An 18,318-nucleotide genomic window follows, 5' to 3' on the forward strand; every position below is an offset into this window, starting at 1 on the left:
CATCAATTTCAGGAACCCATGATCTGAACTCTAGTTAGACCAAGCTGAGAAATCCTGAGCAAACTTGGACAGAGACAATAACTGAATTCTTGGATGACAGCGGACTTCGTTGCGATGCGCTGCTGTATTATAACCCCAATCTGCTAAATACAGTCTCACCTGAGCTAAGTCTGATTGTTGTGCTACTGATAGTAGGGTATTTAACCGATCTTCTACAAACCAAAGACTGTCAAAATTTCCCGTAAATTCATTGATCAGTTGTCGTAGAGTTTGATGTTTGGGACGTTTAATTTCTTTGCCAATAATTCTATCCTCTGATAGTTCGATACCTTGTTGTTGTAATAACTGCTTTGCAAAGCGCCCTTCTTTTGTAGTTACAATAAAAACCTGCGTTGGCGTTTCTAATATTTGCTGTAAGCGCTCAATCACCCCAGGATAAAAGCGGTGCAGCGCTAACCAGCTATCTAAATCAGTCGTAATCCATTCATCGCGAATTTTATCTAACTGTTGACCCAAGTTTTGTGGCTGCAAGTTTTCGGAATCAACACATTGCTGCAAAACAGTTGACCAATCGTGCAAAATTTGGGATTCTGAAACGCCTAAAAGTAAAACTCTCACTAAAACAGGCATTTCCCACCCTGTTTCAATAACAGGGCGCAAGCGGTAAAATTTTTCGGCTAAGTCTGGCGGGGGTGTTGTGTTTTTAGGTTGCCAAATTTTGCAGTAGGTACGCCAAGCCGTTTGGAAATATTCCAGAAGTCCATCACATATAACGCCATCAAAGTCGAGGGCGAGAATAGTGGGAGTATGAGTTAACATAAAGCTATTTGAATGATGAATAAGAATCCAGGTGATTTAAGGGCTGGTGGGCAATGCCCACCCTACGGGATATCAAGGGTTTCGGCGCTCCAACAGGGCAAATTTCCAGTGTCATTGATCTTAATTGGCAATAACCTTATTGCGCTTGGGATCGCCAAGTTGGGAACGGGATTGAGAGCTTTTCGGGTTGAGACTGGGTTGATTGCCCCATTTTTGGGTAAGCTTGTCTAACAATTGGTCTTGCTGTTGGCGAAATTCCCAGACGTTATTACCACCATTAATAATCGCAAACCAAACCCGATCGCGATCGCGCGTTGGCATCACCCCAGCTAAAGCACTCACCTGGCGTAGGGTTCCGGTTTTCATCGCGGTTCCCTCTGGCAGGTTGCGAGCATAGATTGTCCCGTTTTTATCCCGCCCAGCTAGGGGGAATAGATCAATAACACCTAAGTTATGAGGTATTAATATTTTGTCCAGTGCTATCAGCATAGCTGTAGCCGCACGGGGAGAGATTTTGTTTTCTGTTCCTAACCCCGATCCATTGATCAGTTGGATTTCCCCTTGAGGTACATTAGCTAACTTGGCGGCTTCTTTGGCAACTACCTCAGCCCCACCAACAGCATCGGCTAAAATCTGAGCCATGCCATTGTTACTATAGATATTCATTTCTCTGAGGATTTCCGCCAAGGGTAGGGATTGGTGACGTAATAGTATCCTCATGTCGTCAGGCGGAGTTTTCACCGTTTTGATTTGACCGCTAATCACCAGCTCAGGTTTGGGGGTTCCGGGAGACATTCTGCCATGGTGAGTAATAATAGAACGAGACCAGGTTTTGGCATTCAATCCTGTCTTTAGCAACTCACCCGATCGCATCTGATTTTCTTCGTAGTTGAGATGAAAATTGCCAGCAATGACTAAATTGCCATTGACGCGGCGAATACCAACCTGGTTGAGACTATTAGCGAGTGCGATCGCTTCTTCCCAAACAAACAACGGATCACCACTGCCTTTAATTACCAAATCTCCTTCTAATATGCCATCACGGATATCACCTGTAGCACCCACTTGCGTCTCAAATTTATGATCAGGTTTCCATTGACTTAACGTCACCAATGTGGTAGCAATTTTAGTCAATGAAGCAGCAGGGAGGGGAACTTTACCCTGATGTTCTGCCATAACATTCAGCCCTGATTGTATCCAGATTCCTTGATTGTCTGCTAGTGAACCTTTGTTTCTTAGGTCTTGGAGATATTGATTAATCGTCGCTTCGGCGCTAGGGTCAGGCTTGGGCAGAGTAAACAAGGAGGTTTCTTGCCATGGCAAGGGTTGGACAGTTTCCACCTTATCCAAATCCAACGTAGCTGCCTGCATCCCCACAATCTTGACCAATAACGCGGCTATCGAAGAAGCAATCAATCCAGCACCAATTCGTTGTAACATTCCGTTTCTCCTCCACGGTGCTTTATTGTACGAAGTGGATGGCACCGATGAAAAGGTTTCTTCAGAGGTTTTTCTGAGAGATCAGCACTTTTAAGCGCGTTGTAGGGTGTAGAATGTGGGGCTTCTCGCTAAATAAGTTAAAACAGGATTACTCGATCAACGTTCTAGAGGTGAGGGCTTCTGTTAAAATCTTTAAGGTTTCTATCTCTTTGAGCAATGGCATCTCGCGAACGGATCGCAATCGACGCGATGGGAGGGGATCACGCTCCCTCAGAAATTGTGGCTGGAGCTATCCGAGCCCAAGAAGAGTTGGGCGTAGAGGTTATATTGGTTGGCGATACTCAGGCTATTGAAGCGTCCCTGAAAGAACACAAAAGTCCCTGCCAGCTAGAAATAGCCCAGGCGGAAGACGTAGTTGCCATGGAAGAGGAACCCTTGGTGGCGATAAAACGCAAACCCAAGGCGTCAATCAACGTGGCGATGGATTTAGTCAAAACCAAGCAAGCGCAAGCTGTGGTGTCGGCGGGGCATTCTGGCGCAGCTATGGCAGCAGCATTACTGCGTTTGGGACGGCTCAAGGGCATCGATCGCCCAGCGATTGGCGCCATGTTCCCCACCCTCATAGCTGGAAAGCCGGTGATTATACTAGATGTGGGTGCAAATGTGGATTGTCGTCCCAAATATCTGGAGCAATTTGCGGTGATGGGCACGGTATACAGCCAGTATGTGCTAGGAATACCAGAACCCAAAGTCGGGTTGCTCAATATCGGGGAAGAAGACTGTAAGGGGAATGATTTAGCAATTCGGACTCATCAACTGCTACAGGACAATCCCAGAGTTTCCTTTCTGGGTAATGCTGAAGGGAGAGATGTACTCTCAGGTCAGTTTGATGTGATTGTCTGTGATGGCTTTGTCGGCAACATCTTACTCAAGTTTGCTGAAGCCGTGGGAGAAATCGTCTTGCAAATTTTGCGGGAGGAATTGCCCCAAGGCTTACATGGTCAACTGGGGACGGCGATTCTCAAGCCGAATCTGAAGCGGATTAAGCAGCGTATCGATCATGCCGAACATGGTGGTGGGTTGCTATTGGGAGTGGATGGAGTCTGTATTATTAGCCATGGCAGTTCTCAAGCACCGTCTATTTTTAATGCGATTCGCTTGGCAAAAGAAGCGATTGATAATCAGGTGCTGGAGCGAATTCAGTCTACTGAGATCAAACCGGCGAAACAATCGGTAACCCGGAGTGGGGGCACTGAAGCGTTAGAGGTGACCAATGAGCCATCAGAGGAGGCTACAGGTTAGCTTGATGCGATCGCGATGAGAATGCAAGCAGACGCGATAGTGGGGCGGGAAGTGAATTGGCGGTTTCTTTGATGGAGAATCATTTTGAATCAACTAGGCACAGGGATTGCGATTACCGGGAGTGGTTCGGCGACACCCGATGTTATTTTGGAGAACCATCAACTCAGCCAGATAGTTGAGACATCAGATGAGTGGATTGCCACGCGCACAGGAATTCGTCAACGGTGTCTAGCTGACGCTCAAGCCAGTTTGAGTGGGTTAGCAGCCCAAGCGGCAAAGCGGGCGATCGCGATGGCGGGAATTGAGCCTGAAGCGTTACAGCTCATTATTCTGGCAACGTCTACACCTGATGATCTGTTTGGTACGGCGAGTCAAATTCAGGCGTTACTCGGCGCCTCTAATGCTGTTGCCTTTGACCTCACGGCGGCTTGTTCTGGCTTCGTGTTTGGTTTAGTAACCGCCGCCCAGTTTATCCGGACTGGAGTTTATCAAAATATTTTATTAATTGGTGCGGATATGTTGTCGCGCTGGCTGGATTGGTCCGATCGCGGCACCTGTGTATTATTTGGTGATGGCGCGGGGGCTGTGGTGTTACAGGCAAATGAGCGCGATCGCTTATTAGGATTCCAGATTCGCAGTGATGGCACTCAGAATAAATGCTTACAGTTAGCTTACAAACCACAAACCCAGCAACTTGTCAAGGACATCGAAGTCGGTCAAGGAAATTTTGCGTCGATTACCATGAACGGCAAAGAAGTCTATCGATTTGCCGTACAAAAAGTGCCAGAAGTGATTGAAAAAGCGCTATTTCAGGCGAATCTTACCGCAGAGGATGTAGACTGGCTGCTACTTCACCAAGCCAATCAACGGATTCTGGATGCAGTTGCTCAACGGTTGAAGATTCCCAGCCATAAGGTTTTGAGTAATCTGAGTCAGTATGGGAACACATCCGCCGCGTCGATTCCCTTAATGCTCGATGAAGCCGTGCGATCGGGAAAAATTCAACCCGGTGATATTATTGCCAGTTCCGGTTTTGGTGCGGGATTAACTTGGGGAGCAGCTATTTTTCAATGGGGATGATAAGATCCCACTCATCGTCGGCTGATGGCTCATTTTGCCATGCAAGTGTTACCTAAAATCCCACGAAATGAACCATGCCCGTTTTTTTAAATGTATAGAAAAGATAAGGTTATGGCGGTTGGCCAACAGGATATGTTATTAATTAATTAGTCCATGAATATCTAGAGAATCATCGAAAACTATCGAACAGGAATACTGGAAATATAATTCTCGAATGAGGTAATAGGACTTTCAGCGCATAGTGGTTGAGTTTATTTTGCACCGTATTGGACAAAACTAACCTATTGGGGGATTAAATTATGGATTTAAATACTCACTTGAAGTTATTAAGTAGATTGGATTCGGAATCTCAAAAAATCATGCTTGAATTGCAAGCCATGTTCTCTGCTGCAGGTCTTGCAGTAAGAGGCCGTGGAACGCATACTGACGGAATTATAGTCAAGGGAAACTTAACAGTACTGTATAGTAGTGATGTCCCCTCTCATTCGCTATTCACACCGGGTAAAAAATATGATGTCATTTTTCGTCATGCAAATATTGTGGGTGGTGCAAAAGATGACGCTCTTATAAACGGTCGTGGTTCAGCTATTAGAATTGGAAATATAGGTGATGACCTAAGTAAGCCCGGACTACTGGATCTTGTACTCAATACCGGTGAAGTTTTCGGACTTCCAACAGCCCGATTATATCATCAATTTTTTGGTTCAGATTTTCATCAAAAAAGTGACATGCTTGCCAGTGGCAGTTTAAGAAGGTATGGAGTGGAAGCAGCCTTGCGCAATCCAGATTCGTTTACTGAATTGTACTATCACACACAGCTTTGTTTTGAATGGGTGGATTCCAAAAAGAAATCCCGTTATGCCCGCTTTCGCCTTTTAAATCCCAATCAAAGCACGGAAGGCGGTTTATTAGATGAAAATGTTGAAATAGGTCCTAGACTGGTATTACCCAGAGAACGGGGCGATACTCGCGAAAAAAATTACCTGAGAAATGAGTTTCGCCAACGATTGACTGGCGGAGCCATAGTGGAGTACGTCTTGCAAGCCCAATTCAGATCAATTGAGGAAAAGGCATTAGATTGCAGTAACCCATGGGATCCAAATACCTATCCTTGGCTCGATATAGCAGCCATAGTGCTTGATCAAGATGAATCTGAAAATGATCATTTTCAAGAAATTGCCTACAATCCAGGCAATACTCACTTTGATTTAAGACTTCCCGATTCATATAGTGTAGATGATTTTGCATCACTGGGAGTGTCTGGTGCATTAGTTCATTATTTCGGCTCCATTGTTCGTGCTGAACGCACTCAGTATTTGTATGGAAGTAAGGATGATTTGCCTGGAAAACCAGTTTATTTCCCTCTCCCGGTGACTGAAATACCTTCAAAAAGATTCCTTTTCCTATTAGAAAAATATAATTTTCTTACAGATAAATTATACCCTTCAGATGGTGACCACGATAAGATTGAAGCACTTGTTTCAGCCATGCCTACTACGGCTTTGGATTTGGCGGTTGGCAGTATTGAACCCAGCGATATTCCTGACAGCTACTTTTTGGAACGTCGGCTCAATGGGTACAATCCAGGTGCGATTCGCGAATCCTCTGGTCAAGAAGGCTGGACACATGAGCTTACTCACAATCTAGCAAAATATGACATCAAGCCAGGTTTGCACTTTCCTGATTTTGTTCAATGTCGGCTTGTTGTTGATAAACAAAATGGTATCAAGTTGCATTCGATTAAAATAGATGACAATGAAATTACACCGTGCCAAAAACAATGGCAACATGCTAAGCATGTCTACCTGGAGGCCGAATTTGTTTCACAAGAACTGAAACTTCATTTAGCCCGTTGTCACTTTAATATTGAACAATACGTTATGGCTATCAAGAGAAGACTCGCACCCACTCATCCTGTGCGGGCGTTTATTGATCCTCATCTTGAAGGGCTGATGTTTATCAACTCATCATCTGTTCCAAAGATTATCGGTTCTACAGGTTTCATTCCTATCGCCTCCATGCTAACGCAGGGTTCTATTGTTGATGTAATTAAAAATGAGTTAAGTAAACTAAGTTATATGTGGAATCCAATCGCTGATTTGCCACGTGATATTCCCGGAGACCTTTTTACACCTGCAGCAACAGCCTATTGGGAACTGCTTAAAGATTATGTTGAGAAAGGTTTAGTACAACCATTTAAAGATGAACTTTGCACTGAAGCAAATGCAACTCAGATTGACGAACTTTTTGCTGAATTAAAACAACGAAGTCTTTACTCCGGAGACCAATCACCCAACTACGATTCATCAGAGCTTAAAAGTCTGTTGATGTACATTATCTACCATTCAAGCTTCCTGCACTCATGGGCTAACTTTAAACAATATGATGATGCTGGAAATCCTAATCATGTAGCAATGGGCGATTATAGTCAATATGACCAACAGATGCAGGACAAGATACGCTTCTCTCAACGGTCTTTAACATGGGTGCTTTCATCAATTCGATACAACCCAGTTGTAGTATACGGATCGGATTTACTCAAACAGCTCATTCGGGAAAAATTATCAGTATTGGAACCCGGACTTCCATTAAAGGATCTTATGATGAGTATTAATATTTAAACCGCGTCCAAGTTGAAACCTGGAGTTTTGGCACTCCTTGAGGTTAACCTAGTAACAGACCATTTATGGCAATGGTTACGTGAAGATGTAACTTATCACAATTGCTATGACAGCAAAGCGGCATTGATCAAACAGGTCGTCTGGTTTGAACAACAAATCAATGCATTTCCCCAAGCTATTTGTGAGCGCTTATGGGTAACAACTCATCTTCAACCTGAGCAGGAAAAACTACGGATTTCTCCTTAGCCTTTGTTTCCTATAGCAGGTCGCTAGGGGTCTATTTACAACTCCCGTACCTGAAGCCGAGTCCAGACGAGATGTTCGTACCTTCAAAGTGTAACTAAACGCCTAGCGCAGCGCTATAACTGAATAATATGAAGTTTAAATGCACGAGAGCTTATCATTTTTTTTGAGGTTGAAGGGGTGAAATCTTTACTTGCCCCTGTGATTGGCACACAATGGCGGTATCAGAGTTTGACGCGATCGCACAATTCCAGATGGTGCCCAAAACTTGCCTATGGGAGGCAAGACAGGGGTCAAATAAACTTGTTTCGTCACATTTTTTCAAACACGAGCGCTCGCACTATTCTTACAGGAGCTAAATGGGTACGATTGTTAAGGGTGTGAGCGCTCAAATGGATACAGCATAAGGCTTTAGCCTCGGTATAGTACATCTGCACGGTAGGGACTTCTCTTTTAACTTTTAGGTTAACTTCAAGGAGTGCCAAAACTCCAGGTTTCAACTTGGACGCGGTTGAATACCAATCAGTCAGGTTACAAGTCGGACAACAGAGAGAGTAACCCCGACGTACCAGTCCATTTTCTAATAACAGAGGAAGTTTTTGCTTAATAATTTGGTCAGCATCTTTTTGATTCAATCGGCGTTGTTTCGTAAGAAACGATTTAATATTGTCCCTATATAAACCACCTTGTTCTGCCCGATGAGTAACTAAAGCCGAAAGAATGTCTGCTCCTTGTTTATCAATCAAACGTATTACTTTGTCAAATCCGCCGAATCGCTGAATACATCCTTGAACATAGCGAGTATGCTTGTTTGGTTTAACCTCAAAACCAGCCTGTTTAAGGTGTCGGGAAATTACAACATCGTCGGGATGAACGAAAAAACAGCATTCTTTCCCTGCTAATCCTGTTCCAGTAATACCCTTAGTCTCTGCCCGTACAGCTAAATAGTCTCTTAACCATGCCTCTCCCCAATCATCTTGCTTATTCTCCGCACGCTCAATTCGCCATAATTCATTTGTCAGCAACTTTGATGCTACTCGTGTCGCCGGAAGTGAGAATTTTTTACCGGAAACAAACCTAATTTCCGCATCGTAACCAAAAGTAAAATTTGTATTGTCATGTCCAAAAGGTACAGGTGGAGCAAACCGAACAGAACTGTCAGGATTAACTAATCGCGTGAAATTGATAGTTCCTTCATAGGTACGTGAACCTTGAAGCCAATCAAAACGAAAATCTTGATAAGACACTTTGAAATAAATTTCTTTACCTGCTGTGGCAAAGGCATTTTTTAGATTACTGAACAAAACACTTGCATCTTTACGATTAAGCGGAGTTTTCACGAATAATGCTCTGATGGATGGCATCAACTCTACGATTAGGGAAGCATGATGCTCAAGATCTGATAAAAAGGCATCCCTGGGCAAAAATATTTTGTTTTGTCGAACAAACCATTGATAATTCCAAAAAGATGTTGGTATCCCAATGTCATGACCATCATCTAGGAAAAGATTAAGTGTTGTACGAGGTAATTTTGATAAAACTGAGTAGTAATTCCACATTGTAAGGCAATTTCTAAGTTGAAAGTACCATCAGAGTCTACTAGACGAATATTGCTGTCATTTAAGCCACCGGGGTATAAGTGTTGAAGGATTAAACCGATATGAGAAACTGTTCCATCACGCAAGCGGAGAAAGTCATATCGAGCTCCTTGAATATGCCTTTGAACTTCTGGAGAATAAATAGAGAGTAGTAAACCTGTTGATTGTTTTAAAACTTGCGACACGTATGATGGAATTCCTTCTCTTGGAATCAGGATATAATCAGGGTTTATCGACTTGAGTGCAAACCTCAGAGTATAAGCTTCTTCCTCATTCTCCGGTACGGGAAAGATAGTATTTGCTGCACTGGCACTAAAGTGCCAACTACGAACGGTGCGATCGCGACTATCCCAATTCTCCTGATAGGGTGACAACACAGCCAGAGTTAAATTTCGGGTAATCTGAACAAAGGACAATTACACGTTCCATCAACTGCTGTGAGTGAAAAACTAATTCTCCTCTGGTATCGCAATGACTTGCGCCTACATGATCACGAACCCCTACACCAGGCGCTTCAGACAAAGGCGCAAATCGTTCCCCTCTACTGCTTTGACAATCGCCACTTTAACACCACATCCTTTGGATTCCTCAAAACTGGGGCATTTCGCGCCCAATTCCTACTGGAAAGTGTAGCCGATTTGCGAGAGAGTTTGCGATCGCGTGGGAGTGATTTACTGGTGCGCCGGGGTTTACCAGAGATAGTAATTCCCGCTTTGGCAAAACAACTCGGTATTACTGCGGTTTATTTTCACCAAGAAGTTACCGCTGAAGAAGTGGCGGTAGAATCTGCACTCAAAAAAGCCTTATCTGAGATTGGTATAACTGTACAAACGTTCTGGGGAAGTACTCTCTACCATCCCGACGACTTACCGTTCAGTCTCTCAAAAATTCCCGAACTTTTTACCAACTTTCGCAAGCAGGTGGAGAAAAAATCCACAATTTATCCCCCCTTTCCCACTCCTAAACATTTACCATCTCTCCCCTCTGTAGATGTTGGAAAATTACCCCAACTCGCTAATTTTGGACTAGAACCCCCTATAGTTGACAAACGGGCAGTATTACAATTCAAAGGTGGAGAAACCGCCGGATTAGCCAGACTAAAAGACTATTTCTGGAAAAAAGACTGTCTCAAAGTTTACAAACAAACCCGCAATGGTATGTTGGGGGCAGATTACTCCTCTAAATTTTCGCCCTGGCTGGCATTGGGGTGCTTATCACCACGTTTTATTTATGAACAGGTTCAGCACTATGAACAGGAACGAGTCAAAAATGATTCAACCTACTGGTTAGTATTTGAGTTAATTTGGCGAGACTTTTTCCGATTTATTTGTGCTAAACATGGGAACCGAATCTTTCGCAAATCTGGCTTACAAGGTGTACCCATTCCCTGGAAAGAAGACTGGGAGCGCTTTACCCTTTGGCAGCAAGGAAAGACAGGCTTTCCCTTAGTTGATGCCAATATGCGGGAACTTGCTGCAACTGGATTTATGTCCAATCGGGGACGACAAAATGTTGCAAGTTTTCTCACCAAAAACTTAGGAATCAACTGGCAAATCGGTGCTGAGTGGTTTGAATCGGTGCTGATTGACTACGATGTTTGTAGCAATTGGGGTAACTGGAATTATACGGCGGGAGTTGGTAATGATGCTCGTGGGTTTCGTTATTTCAATATTCAAAAACAGTCGAAAGATTATGACCCCCAAGGTTACTATGTCAAACATTGGCTACCCGAACTGGATTCCTTACCCGCCGCTAAAGTACACCAACCTTGGACATTAACCTCAGCCGAGCAAAAACAGTTTGGGGTAAGAATTGGCGTAGATTATCCTAATCCAGTTGTGGACTTAATGCAGTCGGTTAAAGCAAACGAGAAAGTTTACAACGCCGCATTGAGCCGTTGATAACATTGCCGATTGGGGAAGAGGGCAAGTGTTGGATATCGCCGTCTGTATATCAAAAATCATCATAACTGACGTCCCCTGCATCCCTACACCGTTGTACCCTACGACTATCTTGATAATTCGTTAGCCTAGAAGAAAGTCAGTTGTTGTCGATGTGAATCAGAGGATTAAGTATCCTGAGTGCAAATTCTTCTAGGATATATCAGGAGTGATGTAGCGGAGAACTAGATGGCTAATATTAAATTTGTCAAGGAAGACCAGGAAGTCATTGCAGCAGATGGGGCAAACTTACGTGAGAAAGCCCTGCAAAACAAGATTGACCTGTATACCTTCAAAGGGAAGTTGATGAACTGTGGAGGCTATGGTCAATGTGGTACCTGCATTGTTGAGGTTGTCGAAGGGATGGAAAATCTCTCACCTCGAACTGAGGTAGAACAGCGTAAACTAAAGAAAAAACCGGAGAGTTACCGATTAGCCTGCCAAGCCTTGGTCAATGGACCAGTCAGCGTGAAAACTAAGCCCTGAAGCTGCGGGAAGCAATGTTCTAGACGTTCCATGGCACTATGGCGAGCAGGGGGAGACTGTAGCTGATTAGTATTTGGAGTCAAGCTGCACGATTGGCAGAAGCCAATGATATTCTAAGAAGAGCGGTTCAAAACCAATTGTAGAGGCACTAGTTCAATGCAAGTTAATGATTTAGGGTTCGTTGCCAGTCTTCTGTTTGTGCTGGTTCCCACCGTTTTTTTGTTGATTCTGTATATCCAGACAGCTAGCCGAGAAAGTAATAAAAATCCTTAGCCTTAGCTGTCTACCTTCCGCCCATGAAATCCCCGACTTCTTGAAGAAGTCGGGGAGCTGACACTCAATCTGCTGTGCGGGCTAACAACAGGGGACAATTCCCATACACCCGCACATAGTCCGACAGTGAGTAGTGAGTAGGGTGGGCATTGCCCACCAACCTTACGGAGCGTGCCATTTTACTCAATCCGGTGTGCGGGCTAATAGCACAGGACAATTCGCATACACCCGTACATAGTCCGACAGGGAAGTCCCCAGCAATCGGTCTAAATCAGGGAGAGACATAGCAATAGTGGGACGGCGTTCAGGAGAACCCAAGATCAATAAATCCACATTCATTTCATCGGCTAAGCGGCAAATCTCTCGTCCCGCCTGACCTTGACTATTGATACATTTATAGGCAACGCCTTGCTTTTTCGCTTCCGCTGCAGCCGATGCCAAAACGGGATCGGTTTCAGGAGTGGTTATCGGTTCACCCGATGGCGTTTTTTTGTCGGGGTTGACGTGAACCAAATAGAGTTGACCGCCTTTGACATCCCGAATCAAAGATAGCGCCAAATCTAAGCTTTGTTTAGCACTCTCCGATTTATTCATCGCCACCATGACTCGCTTAATCCGTTTGACGTAGATCTCGTCTTTCACCAATAACATGGGACGGGAGGACAATTGGAAGACATATTGGCTGACAGAGTTTTCCAGGATAGATTCCAGCCGTTTGAGTCCTCTGGAACCCATAATGATCAGGTCAGATTGCTCTTCCTGCGCCACTTGTAGCACTACGTCTTTGGGATCTCCCTGTTTGAGCCGGGGCGTGATTTTATTGGGATCGATTTTGAGAGACTTAACCGCGTCTGCCAAAATCTTACCGCCCTCTTCCAGTTTGGCTGACATGGCTTCAGCACTAACTTGGGGTGTGACTACATGGAGAACCGTAACCGATGCTTGTTGCATGATCGGGATTTCGGTCAACATATTAAACATTTCTTCACATAATCCCCGACCGGCAACAGCAAGCAAAATTTTTTCAATCATGGTTTGAATCGTTTTAAGTGGTTAAGATGAGACTTTCGCCATTCCAGGAGAGGCAGACCCATATTGGGGTAAATTCCGCAAGCCCCGGAAGTAGTAGTTGTTTCCCTGACAAGGCATCAGTCCTCAGGGTTATCTGATTTGCTCCTTCTAAAAATAAGGATACTGGGGATCGGGATTTCAAAATTTGACAATTTGTCAACGACTGGGGGGTGCAGGGTTGTAGGGGCGGGTTTTACCAATAACGTTCTGGAGACAACCCTTAACTTATGTAAACCCGCCCTTTCTTAGGCGTGCAGGGGGATTCCAGACGTAGTAGGCTAGGTTTCTACACATTGCTCACATTCGTTAAGGTAGAACAGTCTATAGTATTCATCGAAAAGAAATCTCCATGAACCTTTCAAGACTCTGGCAGGTAACCATTACAGTGGCTTTAGTGCTAGGACTCTATATGCCCCCAGTGACGGCGGCTGAAACCCTCTCCACTGGAACTGATACGTTTAATGCTTTGGTACAAAACTGCCTGGAACTCCAAGGTGAGACATCTCTCAATGCTTGTGATCAAGCCATTGAACTGCATCCGGATGACGTGATTCCTTGGTATGGGCGTTCTCGCGTATTATCGACTTTAGGACAACAAGAAGAAGCCAATCAGTCTTATGCCCGGGTGCGGGTGATTCAAGCGTACTATAGTACGATCGCGCAACTGCTTGCCCAACGGGAACAGATTGAGTCGTTGATGCAAAATGAGGAGCAATTCTCTCAACTCGAAGCCGCGATTAACGGTGAGGATGTAGAGCAAGGGCAGTTAGAACAACTGCAACAGCTTAAACAACAGATTCTCACACTCCGGGACAATCCTAGCCTTCTTGATCAAGAAATAGCGGATGCGATGCTTCAGGTACGCGATCGCTTGGCTGATATTATTGAGCAAATTTCTGCGACTGCATCATAACTGGGTGCAAGCTTTGCGGAATTCCTGGGCGCAAGCCTTGCGCCCCTACAGGACTAAATACAAAAACGGACGATAGACAAAATATATGCTTAAAACAAAGTCGCTAGCGTCGTAAGTGTCATGTCTTTGATTGTAGAGTTCGACGACTTGTTGTTTGAACTCGCCAAGATCAACCGGATGATTTATCTTTATATTCAACTTGAGATAGATGAAGTTACTTTCACTTTATAGACAATTAGGAGTTGTATAGAAGTATTAAAGGATAAAGTAGCTAAAATGAAATATCCGAAAAAGACTTGGCAACTCCTAGGATTTACGACAATCTATTCGCTGGCACTGACCATTTTTCCCAAGGTTGCCAGTGCGAATCAACCACCATCTGTACAGCGTTCTGATGACTATCAGGTTGCCCAAATGACTGATTGCCGAGAGGTGGATGTTAATACAAGCCTGAATATACGACGACAGCCGGATGGGCAAGTTATTGGGACTTTGGAAGATGAACAAACCGTTAATATTATCGGTGAACCTGAAAATGGATGGGTGCAGATTGACGCCCCTGAGGATGGTTATATTGCGGCGAGATATTTAACCTATTGTACGGGTGCAGTACCCCCATCCCAACCTGTTACCCAAACAACGCCGACTACCTCAGGAAGTGGGCAGATTTCCACTGTACCCGGTAGCAACTGCCGTCAGGTGGTTTCGCCAAATCTATCGGTGCGATCGGAACCGAATGGCGAAGTAATTGGCACCCTAGAAAAAAATCAGACGGTTTATATTGCCAACGAAGGGTACGATGGCTGGGTGCCCATTGAAAGACCCATAGATGGCTATGTGAATTCGGCAAGTCTAGGCTACTGTTATCAGTAACCTTTTAAGCTAAGTAGCAGGTTTTGTACTGTGAGTCAACCCTCTCAACTGCGGGACTTTCTCGCCAATACTCAACTCTGGCGAGGTTTGCCGGATGAGCACTTAGACGCGATCGCGACCATTGCGATCGCTAAATCCTATCATAAAGGAGAGGTTATTTTTGTCGAAGGGGAGGAGGGTAGCGGATTCTTTGTGGTGAAATCCGGTAGAGTGAAAGTATTTAAGCTATCGGCAGAAGGGAAAGAACAGATATTAGAATTTTTTGGGGTGGGAGAACATTTTGCCGAAGTACCCGCCTTTGATGGTGAATGCTTTCCTGCATCGGCTACGGCTTTAGAGAAAACAGAATTATTATTTTTTGAGCGCACCACTTTTTTAGCCTTGCTGGCTCAACAGCCAAAGATAGCGATTAATATGTTAGCCATTTTTGCGCGACATTTGCGACGCTTTGCCCGATTAATTGAAGATTTATCGTTAAAGGAAGTTCCGGGGCGATTGGCGGCTTATTTGCTCTATTTAAGCGAAAGTACTGAGCATTTAGAGCAAGTCGAATTAGATATTACCAAGACTCAACTAGCATCCTTATTAGGCACAATTCCTGAAACCTTATCACGGGTGTTTGCCAAGTTGAGCCAGGAAGAATTAATTTCGATAAATGGGTCTAGGATTCGGTTATTAAATCCAGAAGGGTTAAAGATTTTATCCGAACGATAACGGATCGCGTCTGGATTGGTGAGTGGGGAAGCAGGGGAAGCAGGGGAAGCCATAGTACATTTTCTCTGATAAGCTGTTCGGCATTTAAACATTAATGTCAACAATGGCGAAATCCTTGTAGTGCGAGCATCTTGCTCGCTACCCATTCCCAATTTAAATGCATGACAGCTTAGCGGTGCAAGGGTATAAAAGGGTTTAGTTCCCTCGAAGGTGGTGAAGGGTAAAAACGTCCCCTACTCCCTTTCTACACCGTCGTTTCCTGGGGAACTTCACGGTAATAGCGATGATAATAATCATAAGAACTTGTAGTATAACTCTTCACTCTATTCGCCACCATTCCCAATACTCGGGCATGAGAGGTTCTCAATCCAGATAACACCTGCGTCAGTACTGTCCGATCTGTTCTCCCCAATCCCACCACCAGAACAATTCCATCCGTATGCGCTGCCAATAACCGCCCATCAGCTAAACCTAACATCGGTGGTGTATCAAAAATAACTAAATCAAACATTTCTTGAAACGACTCAACTAAATGCTGCATCTTCTGAGAACAGAGGAGTCGAGTTGGATCAGGTGGAATTTGTCCAGCAGTTAACACAAACAGATTCTCCTCCAACGACGATGGCTGAATCACATCTTTTACATTAATGTCACTGGAAATAACATGACTTAATCCCCACACATTGGGTAAATCCGTCATCACATGCACTTGGGGACGCCGCAAATCCGCATCCACTAATAATACCCGTTTTCCCATCGCAGCGGCGGCTTGTGCCATAAATGTCGCTGTTGTGGATTTGCCATCAGCCGGAACCGCCGAACTAATCACCACCGAACGAATCGGCACATCGGGACTAATAAACTGAAGATTAGCTTGAAGCGAACGAAATGCCTCTAAAAATGGAGAAGCGTGATAGCGATAAGCGGATTTATTCAGAGGAGATGGCAACAACGAAGTTTCCGGTTGCCTAGCTGTTTTAGTGGGTTTACTCTGTTTCTTCAGAGGCTTATGAAAAGGAATTGTGCCCAAAACCGCTAACCCTGTCTTTTCCTTTAACTCCTCAGCTGAGTGAAACACCTTATCCAACTTTTCGGCTAAAAACCCCGCCCCAGCACCTGCTAACAATCCAGCCACTGCCCCTAACGCTATACCGTGCGGGATGTTGGGTGAGATTGGCACTTGCGGCTGTTGAGGTTCGGCAATAAGTTGCCAAGGTAATGTCTTTTGCGCCGCTTCAATTTGTAGTGTCTCTCGCACTGCCAAAAAGCGGTTTAAACTCTCAGTTGCGACTTTCAACTCCCGTTGTAAATCCGTATACTGGCGGGCAATGACTGCCAACTGCTTGAGCTGCTGACTCATCAACTGTTCAGCTTTCGCGATCGCACCTGAGCGCACTTCTAACATATTAATTTGGTTTGTCGTCTCTACAAGTTGCTGAGTCAGTGTCGAACGCAGGGAACTTGGTGATGCCAGAGATGCCGGATTTTCTGGTACGGCGGCGGTGTTTGTCCCCAAGACGGTTCTCGCTTCCTGACTCAGCAGGGGAAGTAAATTTTGTTGCTTCTCCCGCAGCGCCTGAATAGTTGGACTCTCTTCAGTAAACCGCGCCGACTCGCTCGCAATTTGACTTTCAATTTCCGTCAACTGATTCAGCAACTGCTGATAACGGGGGGCTTCTGAGAGGGCAGAAGCCGCGATTGCTTGTTCTGGGGATAGTCCTAATTCTCCTAACTGACTTTGAAGTTGCAGCGCCAAGGTGCGGGCTTCATCCAATTTAGTTTGGGTGTTTTGACGTTCTTGGACAATCGCGCTAACTCGACTGCTCAATAGTTGACCCTGACTATCAGGCTCAACTAAAGTATAATTTTGGCGAAATCGTTGTAGCTTTTGCTGAAGTGTATCCACCCGCTCCTGAAGTTTCGGCAGTTGTTCTTCGACAAACTCAATCCCCTGTCGCGTACTCGTCTGCTGTTCAGAGAGCGAGTAGTTCACATACCCTTGAGCAATTTGCTCTAAAATAAACTGAATTTTTTCCGGATCAGAATCTTGATAGCGTACCTCTAAAATTTTAGTTTCTTGTAACTGATTAATTGCTAATTTTTGGCGAAGCTTATTATAGTCAATATCGGGATAGCGAGACTGAATTTGTTCGACAATCGGAGCCATCACTTGAGGACTCCACAGCACCTGAATCTGTGTTTCGTAGTCTACATTGTTAGTTTGAACCCCAGCCGATTGATTCAGCGATTCATTAATCTGTTCTAACTGATTTTCACCGGAAACTGACCCAACTAATAACTGAAACTTGCCTTCGTAGTTGGGCGTCTGCTGCAATACTTTGGTGACAATTCCCGATGTCACCGCGATCGCCACGCCAGCGATAACCAATGCCCGTCGCCGCGCTACCGCCAGAATCTGACGCAAATCCAGCTTGTCGTCCTCGGTGTCGGCTAACTCATACAGGGAGAGGCTGGACAATTCTGGCGGTAGGTGTCCATTATGATGGGATAATAACGACTGATACTCTCCATTTGAACCCATAATTCAGTTAAACGTTGGTGTTTCTAACACTGACTTACTTGAGTTAGCGATTAGATCCCTTGTCCTAGAGGAGGTGGGGATGCACGACGGTTGAACCTGATTGAAAAGCTAATTAAACTCCTGGCGACAGGAGTAGAACAACTTTTTTCAGGGTTCTGGTGTACGCTGGTCATGATGACTACCTACAAATACAGCGCTAGTGCGCTGAATCAGGATCATCCTTACAAAGGTCAGGGTGCAGGCACGTTTGGCTGGCTCATCTCATTAACCGCTGCGGTAGAGGGGGAGTTCGATGCCGACAAATCGCTCAAATCTATCCCAGAGTACTGGAAATTTTTATCAAGATGTGGTGATGCGGAACGGAGCGCGATCACCTAAATTAGATCAATGATAAGCTATTAAT

Annotated in this window: 17 protein-coding genes; 11 read left to right on the forward strand and 6 right to left on the reverse strand. The window is 44.7% G+C overall.

The window, feature by feature from the left end:
• Positions 1-30: 30 nt before the first annotated feature.
• Both RID09_RS03795 and RID09_RS03800 read right to left on the reverse strand, forming a co-directional pair.
• Positions 31-819, reverse strand: coding sequence for an HAD family hydrolase (locus RID09_RS03795; RefSeq protein ID WP_446334618.1), 789 nt, complete (start codon positions 817-819; stop codon positions 31-33).
• A 120-nt stretch (positions 820-939) separates the two neighbouring features.
• Positions 940-2,259: a D-alanyl-D-alanine carboxypeptidase gene (locus tag RID09_RS03800; RefSeq protein WP_446334619.1), complete on the reverse strand. Its 1,320-nt coding sequence runs from the start codon at positions 2,257-2,259 to the stop codon at positions 940-942.
• A gap of 216 nt (positions 2,260-2,475) precedes the next feature.
• Here RID09_RS03800 and plsX point away from each other — a divergent pair, with 216 nt between their 5' ends.
• The 4 genes from plsX (at position 2,476) to RID09_RS03820 (ending at position 7,508) form a co-directional block, all read left to right on the forward strand.
• Positions 2,476-3,561, forward strand: a complete 1,086-nt coding sequence (plsX, locus tag RID09_RS03805) for a phosphate acyltransferase PlsX (RefSeq protein ID WP_446334620.1) — start codon at positions 2,476-2,478, stop codon at positions 3,559-3,561.
• A gap of 84 nt (positions 3,562-3,645) precedes the next feature.
• Positions 3,646-4,641 carry a beta-ketoacyl-ACP synthase 3 gene (locus tag RID09_RS03810; protein WP_446334621.1) on the forward strand — a complete coding sequence of 332 codons (996 nt, stop codon included), beginning with the start codon at positions 3,646-3,648 and terminating at the stop codon, positions 4,639-4,641.
• 299 nt (positions 4,642-4,940) lie between these two features.
• On the forward strand, positions 4,941-7,262 hold the full coding sequence (locus RID09_RS03815; protein ID WP_446334622.1) for a linolenate 9R-lipoxygenase: 2,322 nt from the start codon (positions 4,941-4,943) through the stop codon (positions 7,260-7,262).
• A gap of 27 nt (positions 7,263-7,289) precedes the next feature.
• A complete protein-coding gene (locus tag RID09_RS03820) occupies positions 7,290-7,508 on the forward strand; it encodes a hypothetical protein (RefSeq protein WP_446334623.1) in 219 nt (72 codons plus the stop codon).
• A 308-nt stretch (positions 7,509-7,816) separates the two neighbouring features.
• On the opposite strand, the gene RID09_RS03825 is transcribed toward RID09_RS03820, so the two are convergent.
• Both RID09_RS03825 and RID09_RS03830 read right to left on the reverse strand, forming a co-directional pair.
• A complete protein-coding gene (locus RID09_RS03825; RefSeq protein WP_446334624.1) occupies positions 7,817-9,064 on the reverse strand; it encodes a hypothetical protein in 1,248 nt (415 codons plus the stop codon).
• On the reverse strand, positions 9,004-9,519 hold the full coding sequence (locus tag RID09_RS03830; protein WP_446334625.1) for a hypothetical protein: 516 nt from the start codon (positions 9,517-9,519) through the stop codon (positions 9,004-9,006). Before RID09_RS03830 ends, RID09_RS03825 begins: the two co-directional genes overlap by 61 nt.
• Positions 9,520-9,540: 21 nt before the next feature.
• Here RID09_RS03830 and RID09_RS03835 point away from each other — a divergent pair, with 21 nt between their 5' ends.
• The 3 genes from RID09_RS03835 (at position 9,541) to psbM (ending at position 11,802) form a co-directional block, all read left to right on the forward strand.
• The gene (locus RID09_RS03835; RefSeq protein ID WP_446334626.1) at positions 9,541-11,004 is read left to right on the forward strand and encodes a DASH family cryptochrome; all 1,464 of its coding nucleotides are present in this window, start codon (positions 9,541-9,543) and stop codon (positions 11,002-11,004) included.
• Between the two features lie 228 nt (positions 11,005-11,232).
• Positions 11,233-11,529 (forward strand): 2Fe-2S iron-sulfur cluster-binding protein, encoded by a 297-nt coding sequence (locus tag RID09_RS03840; protein ID WP_446334627.1) that lies wholly within the window; start codon positions 11,233-11,235, stop codon positions 11,527-11,529.
• 156 nt (positions 11,530-11,685) lie between these two features.
• Entirely contained in the window at positions 11,686-11,802 is a 117-nt protein-coding gene (gene psbM, locus RID09_RS03845; RefSeq protein ID WP_446334628.1) for a photosystem II reaction center protein PsbM, read from the forward strand.
• Between the two features lie 183 nt (positions 11,803-11,985).
• Here the strand turns inward: psbM and RID09_RS03850 are convergent, their stop codons facing one another.
• Positions 11,986-12,834: a universal stress protein gene (locus RID09_RS03850; RefSeq protein ID WP_446334629.1), complete on the reverse strand. Its 849-nt coding sequence runs from the start codon at positions 12,832-12,834 to the stop codon at positions 11,986-11,988.
• 388 nt (positions 12,835-13,222) lie between these two features.
• On the opposite strand from RID09_RS03850, the gene RID09_RS03855 reads away from it, so the two are divergent.
• From RID09_RS03855 to RID09_RS03865, 3 genes are all read left to right on the forward strand, one after another.
• The gene (locus RID09_RS03855) at positions 13,223-13,786 is read left to right on the forward strand and encodes a hypothetical protein (protein ID WP_446334630.1); all 564 of its coding nucleotides are present in this window, start codon (positions 13,223-13,225) and stop codon (positions 13,784-13,786) included.
• A gap of 276 nt (positions 13,787-14,062) precedes the next feature.
• The gene (locus RID09_RS03860; protein WP_446334631.1) at positions 14,063-14,659 is read left to right on the forward strand and encodes an SH3 domain-containing protein; all 597 of its coding nucleotides are present in this window, start codon (positions 14,063-14,065) and stop codon (positions 14,657-14,659) included.
• A gap of 30 nt (positions 14,660-14,689) precedes the next feature.
• Positions 14,690-15,373, forward strand: a complete 684-nt coding sequence (locus RID09_RS03865) for a Crp/Fnr family transcriptional regulator (RefSeq protein WP_446334632.1) — start codon at positions 14,690-14,692, stop codon at positions 15,371-15,373.
• 244 nt (positions 15,374-15,617) lie between these two features.
• Here the strand turns inward: RID09_RS03865 and RID09_RS03870 are convergent, their stop codons facing one another.
• Entirely contained in the window at positions 15,618-17,915 is a 2,298-nt protein-coding gene (locus RID09_RS03870; protein ID WP_446334633.1) for a GumC family protein, read from the reverse strand.
• Positions 17,916-18,005: 90 nt separating this feature from the next.
• Here RID09_RS03870 and RID09_RS03875 point away from each other — a divergent pair, with 90 nt between their 5' ends.
• Positions 18,006-18,293 carry a hypothetical protein gene (locus RID09_RS03875; protein ID WP_446334634.1) on the forward strand — a complete coding sequence of 96 codons (288 nt, stop codon included), beginning with the start codon at positions 18,006-18,008 and terminating at the stop codon, positions 18,291-18,293.
• Positions 18,294-18,318 lie beyond the last annotated feature (25 nt).

This window comes from Coleofasciculus sp. G1-WW12-02, assembly GCF_040219735.1.
Lineage (GTDB): Bacteria > Cyanobacteriota > Cyanobacteriia > Cyanobacteriales > Coleofasciculaceae > Coleofasciculus.

Bases quoted from the DNA above. Each gene is read 5' to 3' on its own strand.
- plsX (WP_446334620.1), top strand. From the start codon at position 2,476: ATGGCATCTCGCGAACGGATCGCAATCGACGCGATGGGAGGGGATCAC.
- RID09_RS03825 (WP_446334624.1), bottom strand. From the start codon at position 9,064: ATGTGGAATTACTACTCAGTTTTATCAAAATTACCTCGTACAACACTT.
- RID09_RS03870 (WP_446334633.1), bottom strand. From the start codon at position 17,915: ATGGGTTCAAATGGAGAGTATCAGTCGTTATTATCCCATCATAATGGA.
- RID09_RS03840 (WP_446334627.1), top strand. From the start codon at position 11,233: ATGGCTAATATTAAATTTGTCAAGGAAGACCAGGAAGTCATTGCAGCA.
- RID09_RS03855 (WP_446334630.1), top strand. From the start codon at position 13,223: ATGAACCTTTCAAGACTCTGGCAGGTAACCATTACAGTGGCTTTAGTG.
- psbM (WP_446334628.1), top strand. From the start codon at position 11,686: ATGCAAGTTAATGATTTAGGGTTCGTTGCCAGTCTTCTGTTTGTGCTG.
- RID09_RS03860 (WP_446334631.1), top strand. From the start codon at position 14,063: ATGAAATATCCGAAAAAGACTTGGCAACTCCTAGGATTTACGACAATC.
- RID09_RS03800 (WP_446334619.1), bottom strand. From the start codon at position 2,259: ATGTTACAACGAATTGGTGCTGGATTGATTGCTTCTTCGATAGCCGCG.
- RID09_RS03850 (WP_446334629.1), bottom strand. From the start codon at position 12,834: ATGATTGAAAAAATTTTGCTTGCTGTTGCCGGTCGGGGATTATGTGAA.
- RID09_RS03795 (WP_446334618.1), bottom strand. From the start codon at position 819: ATGTTAACTCATACTCCCACTATTCTCGCCCTCGACTTTGATGGCGTT.
- RID09_RS03815 (WP_446334622.1), top strand. From the start codon at position 4,941: ATGGATTTAAATACTCACTTGAAGTTATTAAGTAGATTGGATTCGGAA.